Source organism: Aquimonas voraii, assembly GCF_900101825.1.
In the GTDB taxonomy this organism is placed as follows: domain Bacteria; phylum Pseudomonadota; class Gammaproteobacteria; order Xanthomonadales; family Xanthomonadaceae; genus Aquimonas; species Aquimonas voraii.
Genome location: NZ_FNAG01000012.1, coordinates 53,212 through 71,199 on the forward strand (window position 1 = coordinate 53,212; position 17,988 = coordinate 71,199).

Annotated in this window: 11 protein-coding genes; 7 read left to right on the plus strand and 4 right to left on the minus strand. The window is 70.3% G+C overall.

Annotation, left to right across the window (positions count from 1 at the left end):
* Nucleotides 1-191 precede the first annotated feature (191 nt).
* Entirely contained in the window at nt 192-953 is a 762-nt protein-coding gene (gene bioH, locus BLP83_RS15065) for a pimeloyl-ACP methyl ester esterase BioH (RefSeq protein WP_091244598.1), read from the plus strand.
* Between the two features lie 197 nt (nt 954-1,150).
* Here the strand turns inward: bioH and BLP83_RS15070 are convergent, their stop codons facing one another.
* The gene (locus tag BLP83_RS15070) at nt 1,151-2,719 is read right to left on the minus strand and encodes an amidase (protein ID WP_091244600.1); all 1,569 of its coding nucleotides are present in this window, start codon (nt 2,717-2,719) and stop codon (nt 1,151-1,153) included.
* Between the two features lie 285 nt (nt 2,720-3,004).
* Here BLP83_RS15070 and BLP83_RS15075 point away from each other — a divergent pair, with 285 nt between their 5' ends.
* The 3 genes from BLP83_RS15075 to BLP83_RS15085 all read left to right on the plus strand — a co-directional run bounded on the left by BLP83_RS15075 (nt 3,005) and on the right by BLP83_RS15085 (nt 8,748).
* Nucleotides 3,005-5,143 carry an FAD-dependent oxidoreductase gene (locus BLP83_RS15075; protein ID WP_091244603.1) on the plus strand — a complete coding sequence of 713 codons (2,139 nt, stop codon included), beginning with the start codon at nt 3,005-3,007 and terminating at the stop codon, nt 5,141-5,143.
* 123 nt (nt 5,144-5,266) lie between these two features.
* On the plus strand, nt 5,267-5,818 hold the full coding sequence (locus BLP83_RS15080; RefSeq protein WP_176764224.1) for an ECF-type sigma factor: 552 nt from the start codon (nt 5,267-5,269) through the stop codon (nt 5,816-5,818).
* The gene (locus BLP83_RS15085) at nt 5,815-8,748 is read left to right on the plus strand and encodes a serine/threonine-protein kinase (protein ID WP_091244607.1); all 2,934 of its coding nucleotides are present in this window, start codon (nt 5,815-5,817) and stop codon (nt 8,746-8,748) included. The genes BLP83_RS15080 and BLP83_RS15085 overlap by 4 nt, the downstream gene beginning before the upstream one ends.
* A 7-nt stretch (nt 8,749-8,755) precedes the next feature.
* On the opposite strand, the gene BLP83_RS15090 is transcribed toward BLP83_RS15085, so the two are convergent.
* On the minus strand, nt 8,756-9,430 hold the full coding sequence (locus tag BLP83_RS15090; protein WP_143006711.1) for a CARDB domain-containing protein: 675 nt from the start codon (nt 9,428-9,430) through the stop codon (nt 8,756-8,758).
* Nucleotides 9,431-9,631: 201 nt separating this feature from the next.
* Here BLP83_RS15090 and BLP83_RS15095 point away from each other — a divergent pair, with 201 nt between their 5' ends.
* Nucleotides 9,632-10,669 carry a hypothetical protein gene (locus tag BLP83_RS15095; RefSeq protein ID WP_091244612.1) on the plus strand — a complete coding sequence of 346 codons (1,038 nt, stop codon included), beginning with the start codon at nt 9,632-9,634 and terminating at the stop codon, nt 10,667-10,669.
* Between the two features lie 27 nt (nt 10,670-10,696).
* On the opposite strand, the gene BLP83_RS15100 is transcribed toward BLP83_RS15095, so the two are convergent.
* On the minus strand, nt 10,697-12,829 hold the full coding sequence (locus tag BLP83_RS15100; RefSeq protein ID WP_176764225.1) for an alkaline phosphatase D family protein: 2,133 nt from the start codon (nt 12,827-12,829) through the stop codon (nt 10,697-10,699).
* 141 nt (nt 12,830-12,970) lie between these two features.
* On the opposite strand from BLP83_RS15100, the gene BLP83_RS15105 reads away from it, so the two are divergent.
* Complete coding sequence (locus tag BLP83_RS15105; protein WP_091244617.1) at nt 12,971-15,310, plus strand: TonB-dependent receptor; 2,340 nt, start codon at nt 12,971-12,973, stop codon at nt 15,308-15,310.
* A gap of 8 nt (nt 15,311-15,318) precedes the next feature.
* The gene (locus tag BLP83_RS15110) at nt 15,319-16,608 is read left to right on the plus strand and encodes a substrate-binding domain-containing protein (protein WP_143006712.1); all 1,290 of its coding nucleotides are present in this window, start codon (nt 15,319-15,321) and stop codon (nt 16,606-16,608) included.
* Nucleotides 16,609-16,723: 115 nt separating this feature from the next.
* Here BLP83_RS15110 and BLP83_RS15115 read toward each other — a convergent pair whose 3' ends face one another.
* Nucleotides 16,724-17,902, minus strand: a complete 1,179-nt coding sequence (locus BLP83_RS15115; protein ID WP_091244623.1) for a diguanylate cyclase — start codon at nt 17,900-17,902, stop codon at nt 16,724-16,726.
* Between the last annotated feature and the right edge of the window lie 86 nt (nt 17,903-17,988).

Sequence of the window (17,988 nt, forward strand, 5' to 3'; positions counted from 1 at the left end):
GCCCTCTGGAAGCTGCAGATCCGCGCTCTGAATGGCCCCTCATCCGGCGCTGCGCGCCACCGTCTTGCGTGGGGAGAAAGGGCAGCGGGCGTCGACACTTTGCGCGATGGCGCGGGCCGTAGACGCTCTATCCCGAATCCCGAATCCCGAATCCCGAATCCCGAATCCCGAATCCCGAATCCCTGCCCTCAATGCACATCGACCACATCGGCCACGGCCCACCGCTTGTCCTTATTCACGGCTGGGCCATGCACAGCGGCGTGTTCTCGCCGCTGATCGAGCGCCTGTCCGAACACCATGCGCTGCACCTGGTCGACCTGCCCGGTCATGGCTACAGCGGGGAGCGCGATGACATCGACCTCGCCAATGCCGCCGCGCGCATCGCCCAGCTCGTGCCGCCCGCGCCCTGGTTGGGCTGGTCGCTGGGCGGGCAGATCGCGCTGCAGGCGGCGATCGAGCAGCCCGGGCGCGTGCAGGGCCTGATCGCCATCGCCAGCTCGCCGCGCTTCGTGCGTGGGCCGGACTGGCCGCAGGCGGTGTCGCCCGAAATCTTCGAGCAGTTCGCCGACGAACTCGTCCGCGATTACACCGGCACGCTGGAGCGCTTCCTGAGCCTCGAATCGATCGGCAGCGAGCACGGCCGCGAGGTGCTGAAGACCCTGCGTGCCTGCGTGTTCGCCCGCGGCGAGCCCGCGCAGTCGGCCCTGTTGCAGGGCCTCGCCATGCTTGGCCACGTCGACCTGCGCGATGAGCTGCGCCACTTGGACGTGCCCAGCCTATGGATCGCCGGCCGCCGCGATCGTCTGGTGCCGCCTGCGGCGATGCGCGCTGCCGCCGATCTTCAGCCCGGCGCGCGCTATCTCTGCATCGAGGGTGCGGGGCATGCGCCCTTTATCAGCCATACCGAGGACTGCCTGCGGGCGATTCTCGAGTTCGTGGCGGGGGTGGGCTGAAGAGCGGAGATTCGGGATTTGGATTTCGGGATTCGCAGAAGCCGCGGACTGTTCCGCGCTCATGGACCCCGGCTCCTTGCTGATTCTCTTGTGAGCCTGCTCGCAGGCGACCGCAGTCTGCGCACCGCAGAGCCGCTTCGGGTGGCGAGCAGGCTCGCTTCTGCAAGCCGCTGGCGATCCGCGTGTCGCGTGGCGCGCTACTCCTCCGCTCCCGCCGGCCCGCGCTCGGTATAGGTGGGCGGTTTGCGCCACTGCGTGGCCTGTTCAAACGCATACGCGTAGCCGATCAGCTTGGCCTCGCTGAACTTCGCGCCGAACAGGGTCAGGCCCACCGGCAGGCCGTGCACCTGGCCCATCGGCACGCTGATGCTGGGATAGCCCGCGACCGCCGCCATACCGGAACTGCCGCCGCTGGGGCTGTCGCCATTGACCCAGTCGACCCGCCAGGCCGGGCCCGTGCTGGGGCCGATCAGGGCGTCGAGCCGGTGCTCGGCCATCGCCGCGTCGATGCCCTCCGGGCCGGCCAGACGGCGCGCGTCGTCGCGCGCGCGCAGATAGGCGGGCACCTCGGTGCCGCCGCTGGCGGCCGCCTGCTCCATCCACTGCTGGCCGAACCAGCGCAGTACGGTGTCTGCGCGCGCGCCGTTGAAGGCGATGACCTCGTCGATGGTCTTCACCGGCACGCCGCTGCGAGTGGCGAGGTAGGCGTTCAGATCGTCGCGGAACTCGTGCACCAGCACGGTCAGCTCGTTGCGCGAGGCCTCGGCGCGGGTCGGCAGGCTCACGTTGTCGACAATCTCCGCGCCGGCCTCGCGCAGGGCCTCGATGGCCGCCTCGAAACGCGCGTCGACGCCGCGATGAAACCCGGCCAGCTCGCGCACCACGCCGATGCGCGCGCCTTTCAGCGCGCCAGCATCCAGCGCCGCGAGGTAGTCGACTTCAGGCGCGCCGCTGTCGACGGTTGAGGGGTCGCGCGGATCGCTTCCCACCACGGCCTGCAGCAGCAGCGCGGCATCGCGCACGCTGCGCGCCATCGGCCCGGCGGTGTCCTGGCTGGAGCTGATCGGCACGATGCCGGCGCGGCTGACCAGGCCGATGCTGGGCTTGATGCCGACCAGACCGTTGACCGAACTCGGACACAGGATGCTGCCGTCGGTTTCGGTGCCGATCGTCGCTGTGGCCAGGCTGGCGGCCGCAGCCGCGCCACTGCCCGAGGACGAGCCGCAGGGCGAGCGCTCCAGCGCGTAGGGATTCCTGGTCTGGCCTCCGCGGCTGCTCCAGCCGCTGCTGCTGCGGCGGCCGCGGAAGTTGGCCCACTCGCTCAGGTTGGTCTTGCCGAGGATCACCGCGCCGGCCTCGCGCAGACGCGCGGCGACGGTCGCGTCCTGCGCGGCGGGCTCGCCGACCAGGGCGATCGAGCCGGCCGAGGTCTGCATGGCGTCGCCGGTGTCGATGTTGTCCTTCAGCAGGACGGGGATGCCATGCAGGGGCCCACGAATCGTGCCGGCCGCGCGCTCGGCATCCAGCGCTTCGGCGATCTTCAGGGCATCGGGGTTCAGTTCGATGACCGAGTTGATCCGCGGGCCCGCACGGTCGATGCGCTCGATCCGGTCGATGTAGGCCCGCACCAGGTCCTGCGCGCTCACCGTGCCGGCCGCCTGCGCCGCGGCGAGCTCTTCGATGCTGGCTTCCTCGACCTCGAAGGCGCGCAGGCCCGGCGAGGCCAGCCCCAGCAGCAGGGGAAGCAGTGCAATCAAGGGGCGCATGCGGAGACTCCTGAACTGGAAACGCACGCATGCTGCACCCGACAGCGCCGCGCTGACAGTGACGAACGCTGGGGCGGGCGATGACGACGTCGCGCAGGCGGGCAGGGCCTCAGGCTGCGGGTCAGGTCAGCGACACCCCTGCGACAGCCCTCGATGAGCCCAGACCGGCAGTGCGAATTGCTTTCCGGGCTGCAAGGGGGCCAAGGTGCCATCACCGTCGCCTTCCGCTGCGTCCAAGCGATCCCGCGCGCCAACGAATCCCGAACCCCAATCCCCGGCTCCCAAATGAAAACATTCGCCCGCTTTGCACTCGTGATCGCGTTCGTCTTCTTGTTCGTCTGGGCCTGGCGCAGCGGACTGATCGCCGAGCTCGACTTCTCGACGCTCAAGAACCGCCAGGGTGAGCTGTCGGCCTGGGTTGATGCGCATCGGCTCCTGGCGTTCGCCAGCTTCTTCGGCGTCTACGTGCTGGTGACCGCCGCATCGATCCCCGGCGCTGCCGTGCTGACGCTGGCGGCTGGCGCGCTGTTCGGGCTCGGCTGGGGCGTGCTGCTGGTGTCTTTCGCCAGCACGATCGGCGCCTCGCTGGCCTTTCTGTCGGCGCGCTTCCTGTTCCGCGAGGCCATCGAAAAACGCTTCGGCGAGCGCCTGCGCGGCATCGATGAGGGCGTGCGCCGCGAGGGCGCGTTCTACCTGTTCACCCTGCGCGTGGTGCCGCTGTTTCCCTTCTTCGTGGTCAACCTGGTCAGCGGCCTGACCTCGTTGCGCCTGTGGACCTACTACTGGGTCAGCCAGCTCGGCATGCTGCCGGCCACCGTGGTCTACGTGTATGCCGGCACCCAGCTGGCCAGCATCGAATCGCCGCGCGACATCGCCTCGCCCGGCCTGCTGCTGGCCTTTGCCGCGATCGGCCTGCTGCCGCTGCTCCTGAAGGGCGTGCTGGGCTGGCTGAAGGCGCGCCGCGTCTACGCGGGCTTCCAGCGTCCGAAGCGCTACGACTACAACCTGATCGCCATCGGCGCGGGCTCGGCGGGTCTCGTGACCGCCTACATCGGTGCGGCGGTGAAGGCCAAGGTGGCGTTGATCGAGAAGCACCGCATGGGCGGTGACTGCCTCAACACCGGCTGCGTGCCCAGCAAGGCCCTGATCCGCAGCGCGCGTCTGCTGGCCGAGGCGCGGGAGAGCGAGAACCTTGGGATCCGCCGCCTGCACGCCGAGTTCGACTTCGCCGAGGTGATGGAGCGCGTGCAGCGGGTGATCCAGAGGATCGAGCCGCACGATTCGGTGGAGCGCTACACCGGCTTGGGCGTGGATGTGATCGAAGGCGAGGCCAAGCTGGTCAGCCCTTGGGAAGTCGAGGTCGGTGGACGCCGGATCAGCGCGCGTTCGATCGTGATCGCCACCGGCGCGCGGCCGACCGTGCCGCCGATTCCGGGCCTGAACGATCTCAACTACCTCACCAGCGACACGCTGTGGAGCCTGCGTGAGCTTCCGAAACGCTTGCTGGTGCTGGGCGGCGGGCCGATCGGCTGCGAGCTGGCGCAGTGCTTCGCCCGCTTCGGCGCACAGGTGCGGATCGTCGAGATGGCCGAGCGCCTCTTGCCGCGCGAGGACGCCGAGGCTGGCGCCGAGCTGGCCTCGCGGCTTGAGCGCGAGGGCGTCGAACTCGCGCTCGCGACCCGCGCGCTGCGCTTCGAGCGCCTGCCCGACGGCAGTGGCCGCCTGCATGCGAAGGGCCCGCAGGGCGAGCAGCACTTCGACTTTGACCGCGTGCTGCTGGCGCTGGGGCGTACGCCGAATACTCAGGGCTTCGGGCTGCAGGAGCTTGGCGTCGAGCTTGGCCCGCGTGGCCATGTCGCGGTCGATGCGCTGATGCGTACCAACTTCCCGAACATCCTCGTGGCCGGCGATGTCGCCGGGCCCTACCAGTTCACCCACGTCGCCTCGCACCAGGCCTGGTACGCCGCGGTGAATGGTCTGTTGGCACCGTTCTGGAGCTACGCCGTTGACTATCGGGTGATCCCCTGGGTCACCTTCACCGACCCTGAGGTGGCGCGCGTGGGCCTGAGCGAGGACGAAGCCCGCGAGCGCGGCATCGAGGTCGAAGTCACCCGCTACGGCATCGATGACTTGGACCGCGCGATCGCCGACGGCAACGCCCACGGCTTCGTCAAGGTGCTGACCGCACCCGGCAAGGACCGCATCCTCGGCGCGCTGATCGTCGGCGCGCACGCCGGCGAGCTGCTGCCCGAGTTCGTGCTGGCAATGAAACACGGTATCGGCCTGAACAAACTGCTCGGCACCATCCACGTCTACCCGACCATGAGCGAGGCCAACAAGTACGCCGCCGGCGTGTGGAAGCGTGCCAATGCCCCGCAGACCGCGCTGCGCTGGGCCGAGCGCTTTTTCGCCTGGCGGCGGTAGACCGGATCTCGCCGCCGGAGCCTGGGCGCCGGCACGTCGGCGCCGGCAGCCGCCCTTGCGATCGCGTGCCCGCACTGATCGAATCTGCGGCGGGCACATCGCCCGCGGCAGCAGGAGCCCGGCGTGGACGTCGACATCACTGAGCTGTTGCGCCAGCACCGGGCCGGCGATCGCACTGCCTTCGACCGCCTGCTGCCGCATGTCTACCCGCAGCTGCAGATGATCGCCCGCCAGCAGCTGCGGCGCTTTGCCGATGCCGCCCTGCTGCAGGCCACCGAACTGGTGCAGGAGACCTACCTGCAGCTGGTCGAGGAGTGCGGCGTGGACTGGCAGGACCGCGGACATTTCTTCGCCATCTGCGCGCGCGCCATGCGCCGCATCCTAGTGGATCTCGCGCGTCGGCGCAGCGCGCAGAAGCGCGGCGGCGACGGTGTCCACGTCGAGCTGGAGGAGAACAGTGCGTCCATCGAAGCCTTGAGCGAGCAGGTGCTGGCCCTCGACCAGGCCCTGCAGCGGCTGCACGTGGCCAATCCGCGCCTGGTCGCGCTGATCGAATGCCGCTGCTTTGCCGGCTTGGGAGAGGCCGAGGCCGCCGAGGCGCTGGGACTTTCGCTGCGCACCGTGCAGCGCGACTGGCTGCGCGCGCGGGTCTGGCTGCAGGCGGCCCTGACGTGATTCAGGCGCCGGGCCCGGCGACCTCTGATGGCAGCGTCTCCGGGACGGCGGCGCGGTCGGACGCTGGGCTGGAAGCCTCGGGCGAGAGCTTCGGCGCTTCGGCTTCCGCCGGTGCGGACCTTGCCGCTCTCGATGCCGAGGCTCTGCGGCAGCTCGACGCCGCGCTGGAGCGGCTGCTTGAGCTCGACGCCGCCGCACGCGCCGACGCCTTGGCCGCACAGCCGGCGGCGCTGCAACCTGCGCTGCGCCAGCTGCTGGCGGCCGCCGAGCACCTGCAGCCGGAGCGCACGGCGGCGCCGCTGCAGCTGCTGCAGGCGCTGGCGCAGGCACCCGAAGCGCCGGATCTGCAGACGCAGGCGACAGCTGACACGGCCGTCCAGCAGGTGGGCGAATGGCGGCTGCTGGCCGAGCTGGGCCGCGGCGGCATGGGCAGCGTGCATCTGGGCGAGCGGCGCAGCCATGGGTTCGTGCAGCAGGCGGCGGTCAAGCGCCTGCATGCGGGCATCGACTCGCGCGAGTTCCTGCGGCGCTTCGAGCGCGAGCGACGCATTCTTGCCGAGCTGTCGCACCCGGGCATCGCCCGGCTGATCGACGGCGGCGAAGACGCCGATGGCCGACCCTATCTGGTGATGGAGCGGGTCGAAGGCGAACCCATTGACCGCTACTGCGACAGCGCCCGGCTCGACATCGGTGCCCGCGTCGCGCTCTGCCTGCAGGTGCTGGATGCGCTCGCGCATGCGCACCGCAGCGGCGTGCTGCATCGGGACATCAAGCCCTCGAACCTGCTGGTCGATGCGTCCGGGCGGCCGCATCTGCTGGACTTCGGCATCGCCAAACCGCTACAGGGCGCGGCCGACGAGCAGGCCACCGCCACCGCGCTGCGTCTGCTGACGCCGCAGTATGCCAGCCCCGAACAGCTGCTGGGCCAGCCGATGGGCGTGGCCGCCGACCTGTACCAGATGGGCCTGCTGCTCTACCTGCTGCTGAGCGGCTGCCAGGCGCAGCAGCCCACCGACCCCAGCCCGGCGGCGCTGCAGCGCGCGGTGTGCGAGCAGCTGCCGCTGCCGCCGAGCCAGCACTTCGCCGAGGGCGACGACCTGCAGCGCCGCGCCGAGGCCCGCAGCGCCTCGCCGAAGGCGCTGCGGCGAAGGCTGCGCGGTGACCTCGACCGCATCGTGCTGATGTGCCTGCGCAAGGAGTCGCCTGCGCGCTATGCCGATGCCGACAGCCTGGCCGAGGATCTGCGGCGCTGGCAGCGAGGGCTGCCGGTGCGTGCGCGCAGCCCGAGCCTCGCCTATCGGCTGCGGCGCCTGCTGGCGCGGCATCCGTTGGAGTCCGCGGTGCTCGGGCTGCTGGCCGCGGTGCTGCTGCTGTTCGCCCTGCAGCAGCGCGAGCAGGCGCTGGCGCTGGCGGCCGAGCGCGACCACGCGGCGGCGCAGGCGCTGCGCGCCGAGCGGGTCAAGGCGATGCTGCTGCAGCTGCTCGCCCAGGCCGACCCCGAGCGCAGCGGAGTCGCCGACCTCAGCGTGCGCGAAGTGCTTGCACGCGGGCTGGAGCCGCTCGAAGCCGAGCTGGCGGCGGACCCGCCGCTGGGCTTCGACCTGCGCCTGACCGTCGCCGACGCGCAGCTCAGTCTGGGGTTGCCGGACGAGGCCTGGGCCGAGATCGAACGCGCGGGCGCGGTTCTGGCAGAGGGCGCGCGCAGCCTTGAGCAGCGCCAACTCTGGTGGCTCCTTGCCGGGCGCGCGCGCTATGAGCTGGGCGACTATGCCCAGGCGCGCACTCTGCTGGAGCAGGCCGTCGCCGGGTCTGAAGCTCATGACTCGGACGCATCGCGCACGCTGCAGTGGGAGGCACGCAAAGCCCTCGGCTGGGTCGAGCTCGCAGATGGGCGGATCGAGCGGGCCGATGCCCTGTTCAGCGCACTGTTGGCAGAGATCGAAGCGCAGACCGTGCCCACGAGCCGGCCACAGCCGGGCCTTCCGCCCGCCACCCCGTCAAGCTCACAGCCGGACAGCGAGCTGGCCCTGGCCGGGATCCTCAACAGTCTGGGCTCGGCGCGTCGCGCTGCCGGCCAGCTCGACTCGGCCACCGGGCTGCTGCAGCGCTCCAACGCGCTGTATGCGCGCCTGCTGCCGGCCGGCCATCCGGAGCGTATCCACGTCATCAACAATCTTGCCGTGCTGTATCGCAGCCGCGGCGATGAGGCTGCGGCTGAAGCCCTGTACCGGCAGGTGCTGGACGACAGCCGTGAGACGCGCGGAACCCTGCACCCTGGAACAGCGACGATCATGAACAATCTGGCGCGGCTGCTGAAGTCGCAGGGCCGCCTGGAGGAAGCGCTGGCGCTGTTGCACGAAGCCCTGAAGATCCGCAGCGAGCGCCTGGGCGAGCGTCATCCCCTGGTGGCGATGACCCACAGCGACATCGGCTGGGTGCAGCACGACCGCAGCGAGCTCGCAGCCGCAGAACAGCACTACCGGCTTGCACTCGATCTGTATCCCGCCGGCCACGCCTGGCGCGCCGCCACCGTGTTCAACCTCGGACGTGTGTTCGAGGCGCGTGGGCAGCTGGAGCACGCCGAGCAGCACTACCGCGAAGCCCTGCAGGACCAGCAGCGCCAGTACGGCGCCGAGCACGAACGGGTCGGCATCGATCATCTGCATCTCGGCATCGTGCTGCGCAAGCAGGGCAGGCTGCAGGACGCGGCGCTGGAGCTTGATCACGCCGCCCGCGTGTTCGCCGCTGCCCTGCCTGCGACCCACGACCGCTTCGCGCAGCTGTGGATCGCCCAGGCGGATCTTGCCGAGTCTGCCGGTCGCAGCGCCGAGGCGCGTGCCCTGCTTGAGCGCGCACTGGCCCACCGCCAGCACCGCTTGGGGCCGGACGATGGCCGCACGCAGGCGGTGCGCGCGCGACTGCGACCCTGATCCACGTTCAGCGGCAGGCCGGATCGAGCCGGATCTGCACGCGTCGGCGGTTGTTGCCCTCGTTCGATTCCTTGACGGCGTCGTCGACGTCGAGCACGGCTTCGATCCAGCTGGCTCCGCCCGTCAGCGGCACCGTCAGCTCGAAGGTCCGGGCTTCGCCCGGCTCCAGCGACGGCTGCTGCAGCTCGCCAACCGCTCTGCCGGGGCTGTCATCGCGCTGCAGAAGCGGGCGCTGGCGCAGCAGGTGCCGCGCTGGGTTGCTGGCGCGCTGGCCGCCGTTCATCACGCCGATCTGCAGCTTGAGCTGACAGCGGCCGGCGGTATCGGCGACCACGGAAACCTGCAGGCGGTCGCCCCATTGGCCTGACTGCGTACCGAGCCTCAACTGCGGCAGCAGCATGAGGTCGGGCCGCGGCAGCTGTATCGGCGCATGCAGATGCAGCTCGCCCTGTCCGGGCCCATCGGGGTCCGTGCAGTTGGAGTAGTGCACGGTGCCGCCCGGAGGTCGCGGGCAGTTGCCGGCCACGACGGCCTCGGTCACCGCCGCTCCGGGCGTGCTGGCGGTCGACGGATGGGAACCCACCGGCGCTGCGCCAGACGTGGGCTGAGCGGAGACGTCCCCGCCCGCCGCGATCAAGGCGCAGCCGAACGGCAGGAACAGGAGGCGGGCGGTCATGCGCATGGCGGTGTCCTTGCGGTGGGTGGGAGGGGCCGTGCCGGCTGGGCGAGGCCCGTGGAAGTAGTCGGATTCTTCCACCCAAATCCGCCAGCCGCGAGATTCGCGCCGAGGGTGGCGGGTTCTATCTGCGCTCTGCGACTAGGCCAAGGCGAGCCGGGAAACCGCCCGCGCCGCATTCCCCTGACCGAACCCGAGGAGCCCACCATGAACACCCATTCCAGCTTTGGCCAGAACACCGAAATCAACGCCGAACTGCAGGCCGAACTGCAGGCGCCCGTGGTCGAAGCGTTCGGCCCTGAACAGCTCGACGCCCGTGAGCGCGCGCAATCCGACCGGATCGCCCGCGAGGCCGCCGCGCTCTGCCTCAAGGCCCTGCTGCACCGTGTCGATCCGCAGCGACATCCGGTCAGCGCCGATCCGACCAGTCTGGAAGCGCGCGCCGCGGCCTGTGCTGCGACCTTGCCTGCACTCGCAGTCGCGCGTCTGGCGCCGGGCCTGAAAGCGCTCTCGCGCCGGCCCACCCAGCTGCGCCGCCTGCTGGGCGAGCAGGGCCCGAGCCTGGCCGATTTGCGTCCTGCCGGCCTCGATGCGAGGCTCGATCTGCGCCCCAGTCTGCCGGCGCTGCGCACGCTACCCGCACCGTCGCGACTCGCCCGCGCCACGCCGCGCTCGGCCACCCAGTTCACCCGCTGTCACCTGCTGCTGCGTGCGATCCACTGCGTGCGCGAAACTCAGCCGGCGGGCTGGGACGAGATCATCTTCGGTGGTCTGCGCATCGGCGCCAGCGGCAACGTGGCGGTAATGCGCGGCTTCGACGCCGGCGACTTCCGCACTGGCCACTACGCCAGCTATGGCGAACTGTTTCTGGGCCAGTACAGTCTGCGCACCACGCCGGGCTATCCGAAATCGCTGTACGCGATCTTCCAGCTGGTCGAATCCGACAGCAACGATGCCGCCGTGGCCAGAGCCCTGACGGATGCGCTCAGCAGCCTGGTGGGTCTGGTGGTGAGCTTCTTCGCAACGGCAGCCGCCGGAGCCGCCGCAGCGGCTGCGGTCACGCTGATCGGCAATCTCATCGGCGCGCTCATCGACGAAGATGCGCTGCGTCCCTATGGCATCCGCCTGACGCTGAACAGTCAGAACCAGTTCGGTGGTGCGGTCGGACCGAAGCAGCACACCGGCAACATCACCGGCCACGGCGGCATCTACCGCATCGGCTACCGCTGGGTGCTGGGGGCCTGAGCGAAAGGCGCTGCGGCCGCCACCGGCTCAACCGCTCAGCGGCCGCAGCGTTCGCGTGGCAGCGTCGACGACGAATGCCTGTCGGATTCGCCGCGCAGCGAGGCGGGCGGGATCGGCATAACCCTGCTCGCGGCAGGCCTCCGGCGGCAGACAGAGCAGCCGCACATCGAGCGCATCCATTCGCGCTTCGATCAGGGTCACGCCGTGCACCCGGGTCCGCGCGTGCTGTACGCGCGGGTCGCCGTGGACGATCAGCCGGTCGAGCGCATCCACCATGCGCCGTCCGACCTCGGCCGTGTTCGGATCGCGCTCGACCTCGCTGGCGAGGATGTCGGCCAGCGTGGTCGAGGACACTGCGGGCGTGGTGATCTCGACGCTGCGTGCGCTGTGCTGGGTGGCAAACGCCGCGTGGATGTCACCGGACAGCAGGACGGCGCCGCCGGCGGCCTCGAAGGCGTCGAGCAGGGCGCGGCGTGCCCGCGGAAAGCCATCCCAGTGGTCGACATTGAGCAGGAAGCGGCGCGCCAGCAGCGGCGGCGCACCGAGTTCCGGCAGCGACAGATCCAGCTCGATCGGGGTGAACGAGATCGAGCTGGCGACCGTCTTCCACACGGCGTCGCTGGTCTGCAGACGCTGCAGCAGCCAGTCGCGCTGAGTCTGCGACAACGGTGAATCCTCGGCGCCGCGCAGCGCGGCGAGTGCCTTCCACGGTGCCTGCAGAACGAAGTAGCGCGAGCCCACGCTGCTGAACAATCCGGTCTTGCCGAGGCTGGCCCAGCACAGGCCGCGGCCAATCGCCGCCTCAGCCCTTGGAATTTCCGCCCGCATGGCCTCGGGTGCGCTCGCGTTCCAGCGCTGCAGCAGGGCGGCCAGCACCGGCAGGGCGATGCGGCCGCGCGCGCAGCGCTGCGCATAGGCCATCGCCGCCTCGCTCGACAGGCCCTCGCGGGTGGCAGCCGCAGTGAGCAGGCCGACCAGGGTGGGCTTCAGCGCGGCGTGCTCTGCGCTCTCCAGATCGATGAAGGGCAGCAGGCTGTCGTCCAGCGTCGCCGGCTCGATGCCCACGCCGGGCAGCGCTTCGCGCAGCTCGGCCTCGGTGTACAGCAGTTCGCCGGGGAAGGCGTCCTCCGGCACCAGGTGATCCGGCCGCTCGCTGCGGGTGTCGATCAGGCTCACGTCGAGCACGCGACCGAAGCGCAGCCCGCGCCAGATCCGCGTGGCGGGAAACAGGGCCTCGCGCGCCGGGGCTGAGCCCTCGGCATCCAGCATGCCTTCGGGGTCGGCTGGCAGGTATTCGAACCAGGCCTGCTCGGCGTTGCGGCGACGCTCGCGGTCGCGCTCGTCGACGCGGCCGTCGTGGTGGGTGGCGACGTCCTGCCAGCTGTCGTCGGCGAACTCGTGGTCGTCCCAGATCGCGATCAGCGGAGCGCGCTCCAGCAGCCGCTGCAGCACCGGGTCGGTGCGCACGGTGCGGTGCAGCTGGCGGTAGTTGTCGAGCGAGTTGGCGGTGTAGTACGGCGGCTCAGCGCTGCCGAGCTTGAGTGCGCCGTCGAGGTCATCGAACACGATGCGGCGCTCGCCGCTCTCGCTCTGGAACTGCGGGTCGCCGGCGGTCTCGTAGATGAAGTCGCCGACGTGCAGCACGAAGTCGAGCTCTTCGTCCAGCAGAGGCAGCAGGCTGTTGTACCAGCGGCCGCCGTAATCCTGGCAGCTCAGCAGGGCGAAGCGCAGAGGCGCTTCGCTGTCGGCGGCGGGGGCGGTGCGGGTGCGGCCGATCGGCGAGCTGCGCCAGCCCTCGGGCGTGTCGACCACGAAGCGGTAGTGGTAGCGCGTGCCGGGCTGAAGGTCGGTGAGCCGCAGGCGCACGCAGCCGTCGTGTTCGGCGAGCGCACGCAGGGGCAAGCTGCGCGCCTGCGCAAAGTCGTCCGTTTCCGAGAGCTGCAGCCACAAGGGCGCTTCGCTCTGGCCCGGCGCGAGCTTGAGGCGCGTCCACAGCAGCACGGCCTGCGGGCGCGGATCGCCCGAGGCCACCGACTGCGGAAAGCGAGCGCGATCCACGCTGAGATCGGCCGCCGGCGGGGTGCGCCGGGTGCTGCAGGTGGGCAGGGCCAGGGCCAGGCTGGACAGGCTGGCGCTGATCAGGAAGTCGCGGCGATTCATGCGCGGCATGCGGCGTCATCGGTGTGGCGAAGGCCGCGCAGTAGACGCGAGTTCGATGACCCTACGGTGACGCACGGCGGTCATGCGGATGCAACTTCGGCTGCGCAGGCTTGCGGGCTTTCCAGCCCGGACGCTTTCCGCATGTCGCACGCCCGCTCTCCGCTCGCGTTGTCCATCGCCCTCGCCCTGCTTGCGCTGCCCGCGCAGGCCCTGCGCGCCGACGCCAGCGCTGCCGCCACCGAACTCGATCGCATCACCGTCACCGCGCAGAAGCGCGAGCAGCAGGTGCAGGAAGTGCCGCTCGCGATCACTGCGCTGTCGGGCGAATTCCTCGACCGGCTCAACATCAGCGGCTTCGCCGACATCAACGGCTATGTGCCGGGCCTTCAGACCCAGGTGCAGAGCCCGAACAACCCGGGCTTCGTGATCCGCGGCATCACCTCGGACAGTGGCGATTCGCAGGTCGAACCGCGGGTGTCGGTGTTCCAGGACGGCGTGTCGATCAGCCGCTCGCGCGGTGCCGTGGTCGAGTTCTTTGATCTGGAGCGCATCGAGGTGCTGCGCGGCCCGCAGGGCACGCTGTTCGGCCGCGGCGCGCAGATCGGCGCGGTGCACCTGATCCAGAACAAGGCCCGCAACGAGAGCTCGGCGCACGTGCGCTTCGGCCTCGGCAATCTGGATGCCATGTCGCTCGAAGGCCACGCCAACACACCGATCAGCGACACGCTGTCCGCACGTCTGGCGGTCTTCCACGAGCAGCGCGACGGCTTCATCGAGAACCTCTCCGGCGGCGATCTGAACGGCCGCGACACCAGCGCCCTGCGCCTCAGCTTCGGCCTGGATCTCGGCGAGCGCTCGCGCATGGACCTGATCTTCAACCACCAGACCGACAGCCCGCCTGGCACCGCCTTCCGCAGCAATGTGATCCCGACCCGCGAGGGCAGCACCGAGTTGTTCCGCAGCGCCGCCGATCTCAATCGCGGTGAAGAGTTGGGCCTGGACCGCCACGTCAACGGCGTCACTCTGCTGGGTGACTTCGCACTCAGCGACAGCGTGAGCCTGAGCAGCATCAGCGGCTGGCGCGACTTCGGCTCGCGCGAGGAATTCGATGCCGACGGCTCGCAGGTCAATGTGCTGGAGTTTGCCGAAATTGCCGAGGGCCGCCAGTTCAGCCAGGAGCTGCGTCTGAACTATGACGACGGCGGCCGCTTCCGCGGTTTCGGCGGCCTGTCCTGGTTCGACGAGCGCGGCAGCCAGCGCGTGCCCTTCGCCACCGACGAGCGCAGCTTCTACGCCCTGCTGTCGCCGGTGCTGAGCGGCGCCACGGGCGGCCAGCTGCCGGTGGTGCCGCTGCTGAATCCGGACGGCACGCCGAACACTGCCAACGTGCCGCCCGGCCTGCCGGGTCTGGCGCCGGGCCTGCCCGCCTTCATCGCGCTGAAGCCGCTGCATCGCGAGGAGTACGCCAACTTCGGCGCGGTCGAGGCCCTGGAGTTCTTCGCCGACGGCACCTGGCAGTTCAGCGAGACGCTTGAGCTCACCCTGGGCCTGCGTGGCACCCGCGAGAAGGTCGACAACGGCTATGAGGCGCTGTACTTCGGCCAGCCCAGCGCGCTCGGCCAGCTGCTGCCGAGCCCGGCCGCGCCGGCCTTTCCGAATGTGCTGTTCCGCCCCACCGATGGGGTGATCCGCGGCAGCGAGGACTATGACTCGATGGTCGGTCGCGCGGTGCTGGCCTGGCGGGTCAGCGATACCCTGAACACCTATGCGAGCGTGTCGCGCGGGCGGCGTCCGGACGTGCTGCAGGTCGACGGCGGCGGCGTCGAGGAGATCCCCGCCGAGATCGTGCTGAGCTACGAGGTCGGCGCCAAGGGCGAGCTGGCGGACGGCCGCTTCCTCTACGACCTCGCGGTCTTCCACTACGACTACAGCGACTTCCAGGCGCAGGTGCAGAACCCGAACGCGCCGCCTTTCTTCATCACCACCAATGCCGGCAACGCCTCGGCCCAGGGCGTGGAGCTGAGCTTCAGCCAGCGCATCACCGACAGCTTCGGCGGCTTCCTCAACGTCGGCTGGATTGATGCGGGCTTCGACAACACCGACGACGCTGGCCGTCCGCAGGCTCTGGCGGGCAACCGCTTCCGGCTGACCCCCGAGTACACCGCGGCGCTGGGCCTCGACTGGCGCATGGACCTCGCCGACGGTGCTTCGGTCTATGTGCGTCCGAGCTACAGCTGGCGCTCGCAGGTGTTCTTCGAGGACGCCAACCAGCCGGGTATCGAGCAGGGCGCGTACGGGCTGTTCAACCTCAGCGCCGGTTGGCGCTTCAATCCGCACCTGGAACTGCAGGTCTACGGCCAGAACCTGGCCGACGCGGAGTATCTGATCGACGCCGGCAACACCGGCGCCCTGTTCGGCATTCCCAGCTTCGTGCCCGGCACGCCGCGCACCTACGGGTTGCGCGTCCGTCTCGACTGGTGAGGTGCTTTGTGCAAAGGCTGAACAGGGGCGGCTTCTGCGCATATCTCGTGGTGATCCTGTGGCTGGCGCTGGGCTGCGGCCCGACGCTGGCGCAGCCGCTGCGCATCCACGGCTCCAACACGGTGGGCGAGCGGCTCATGCCCGCCCTGGTCGAAGCCTGGTTGGGCGCGCAGGGCCACCGCGAGCTGCGGCGCGAGCCGCAGGCGCTGGACGAGCTGGTGATCCACGCGGGCGACGGCATCCGCGTGCAGCTGCACTCGCATGGCAGCTCGACCGGATTCGCCGATCTGGAGTCAGGCCGCGCCGATCTCGCGATGTCGTCACGGCCGATTTCCGAGGCCGAGCGTGCGCGCCTGGGCGCGGTGCGCGAAGTGGTGATCGCGCTCGATGGCCTGGCCGTCATCGTGCATCCCGCGAATCCGCTGCGGCAGATCGAGCTGCGCGATCTGCGCCGGGTGTTCGCCGGCGAGCTCGGCGACTGGTCGCTGCTCGGCCGCAGCGCCGGCCGCATTGCGCTGCATGCGCGTGATGACCGCTCCGGCACCTATGACACCTTCCGCAGCCTGGTGCTGGGCAACGCGCCGCTGTCGCCGCGCGCGCAGCGCTACGAAAGCACCGAGGCCCTCGCCGCGGCGGTGGCCAGCGATCCGAATGCGATCGGCTTCGTTGGTCTCGCCGGCGTGCAGGGCGTGCGCGCGCTGGCGGTGGCCGATGGTGCACTGGCGCGCGCGCCTTCCGCGCGCGAAGTGGCAGTGGAGGACTATGCGCTGGCGCGGCGGCTGTTCCTGTACGCGCCGGCGAGGGCCGACGGCCGCCTGCAGTCGCTGCTGGACTTCGTGCTGTCGGACGCCGGCCAGCGCATCGTCGAGCGCACGGGCTTCGTCTCGCAGCGGGTGCAGGCTTTCGCGCCCGAGCTGACGTCCGACGCACCGCTTGCCTATCGACAGCTGGTGGAGGGCGCGCGCCGGCTCTCGCTGAACCTGCGCTTCGACGAGGGCAGCATCGCTCCCGACAGCAAGGCGCTGGCGGACCTCGAGCGGCTCGCGTCCTTCATGCGCGAGCCCGCACAGCGCGGTCGCGAGCTGCTGCTGATCGGCTTCGCCGACGCCGGTGAGGTGACCCCGCTGCAGGCCGAGGCGCTCAGCAACGATCGCGCCGACCAGGTCGCCGATCGCATGGAGGCCTTGGGCCTGCGTCCGCGCACTGTGCGCGGGCTCGGCGGGCAGCTGCTGCTGTCATCCGACAACAGCCCGCGTGGCCGCGCCCGCAATCGCAGAGTCGAGGTGTGGTTGCGCTAGGCATCTACTGTCACCCGTGTGCCTCCTGGCCTGCGCCGTTCAGTGCGCAGTCGCTCGGACCGTGCCGAAGTCCACGCCGACGCATGGGGCTCCCGCCTGCACGGGCGAGGCCGTGTCAGCTTTCCCGCGTCGGTGGAGGTGCGCCGGACGGGGCCGCGCGCACCTCGATGCAGCCTGCGCTAAGCAGGGCCTCGGCACTGGCACTTTCGCTCGGGCAGGGCGACAGGCCGGTGGCGAACAGGCCGACCACGCGATCGCGGCCGCTGCGCTTGGCGAGGTAGAGGGCGTGGTCGGCGAGGTCGATGACCTGCTGCCAGTCCAGCCAGTCGGGGCGGGCGGGGTCCAAGGGCAGGCAGGCGAGGCCGATCGAGCTCGTGCACTGGCCCACGCGTTCCTCGCCGAGCGGAAATCGCGCGTCGCGGATGGCGATACGGAGGGCCTCGGCGCGTTCAAGGGCATGGGCTTCGTCGCGCACGCCGAAGCGCATCAGGAACTCCTCGCCGCCCCAGCGCACGGCCATGTCGTCGCTGCGGCAGTGCCGGCGCAGCAGATCGGCGAAGGCGATCAGCAGGGCATCGCCGCCGGCATGGCCGTAGCGATCATTGATCTGCTTGAAGTGGTCGATGTCGAGCATCAGCACGACCTGGCGGCCGGAGTCGGTGCGCCGGCGCTCGTCCGCGCCGGCTTCCAGCCGCCGGCTGGCGTCGCGACGGTTGCCGAGGCCGGTCAGTGGGTCGGTCAGGCTGGCGCGCTCGATCTCGGCATTGGCCGCCCGCAGGGCGGCGTTGGCGGCTTCGAGCTCGGCGGTGCGCTGCTGCACGGTGGCTTCGAGCTCCTGCACCTGCAGTTCGATGCGACGGCGCATTTCGAAGGTTTCGATGGCGCGCTCGACGGTGAGCAGCAGCTGGTCGCGGTCGTAGGGCTTGACCACGAACTTGTGGATGCCGGCGCTGTTGATCGCTTCGACAACGGCGCCGACATCGACGAAGCCGGTGACGATGATGCGGATCGCCTGCGGCAGACGCTGCCCGAGCTGGCGGCACAACTCCACGCCGCTCATGCCGGGCATGCGCTGGTCGCTGAGGATGACGCTCGGCAGCTGTTCGGGCGGCAGTCCCGCCAGCAGTGCCAGCGCGGCGGCGCCGCCATCGGCTTCGAGCACGCGGTAGCGCGGCCCCAGCAGGGCACGCAGCACGCTCAGATTGCCGGGCTCGTCGTCGACCACCAGCACGCTGTGGCTGCGCTCGATGGACTGCTCCTCGGGCGGCAGACGTTCCTTCTTGAACACGCTCACGCGGTGCTCCCCCTGGATGCGCGCCGCGGCAACGCGCGCTGCCCTGGATCATGCGGCAGCCAGCGGCTTCCGCCAAGCGCGCCAGC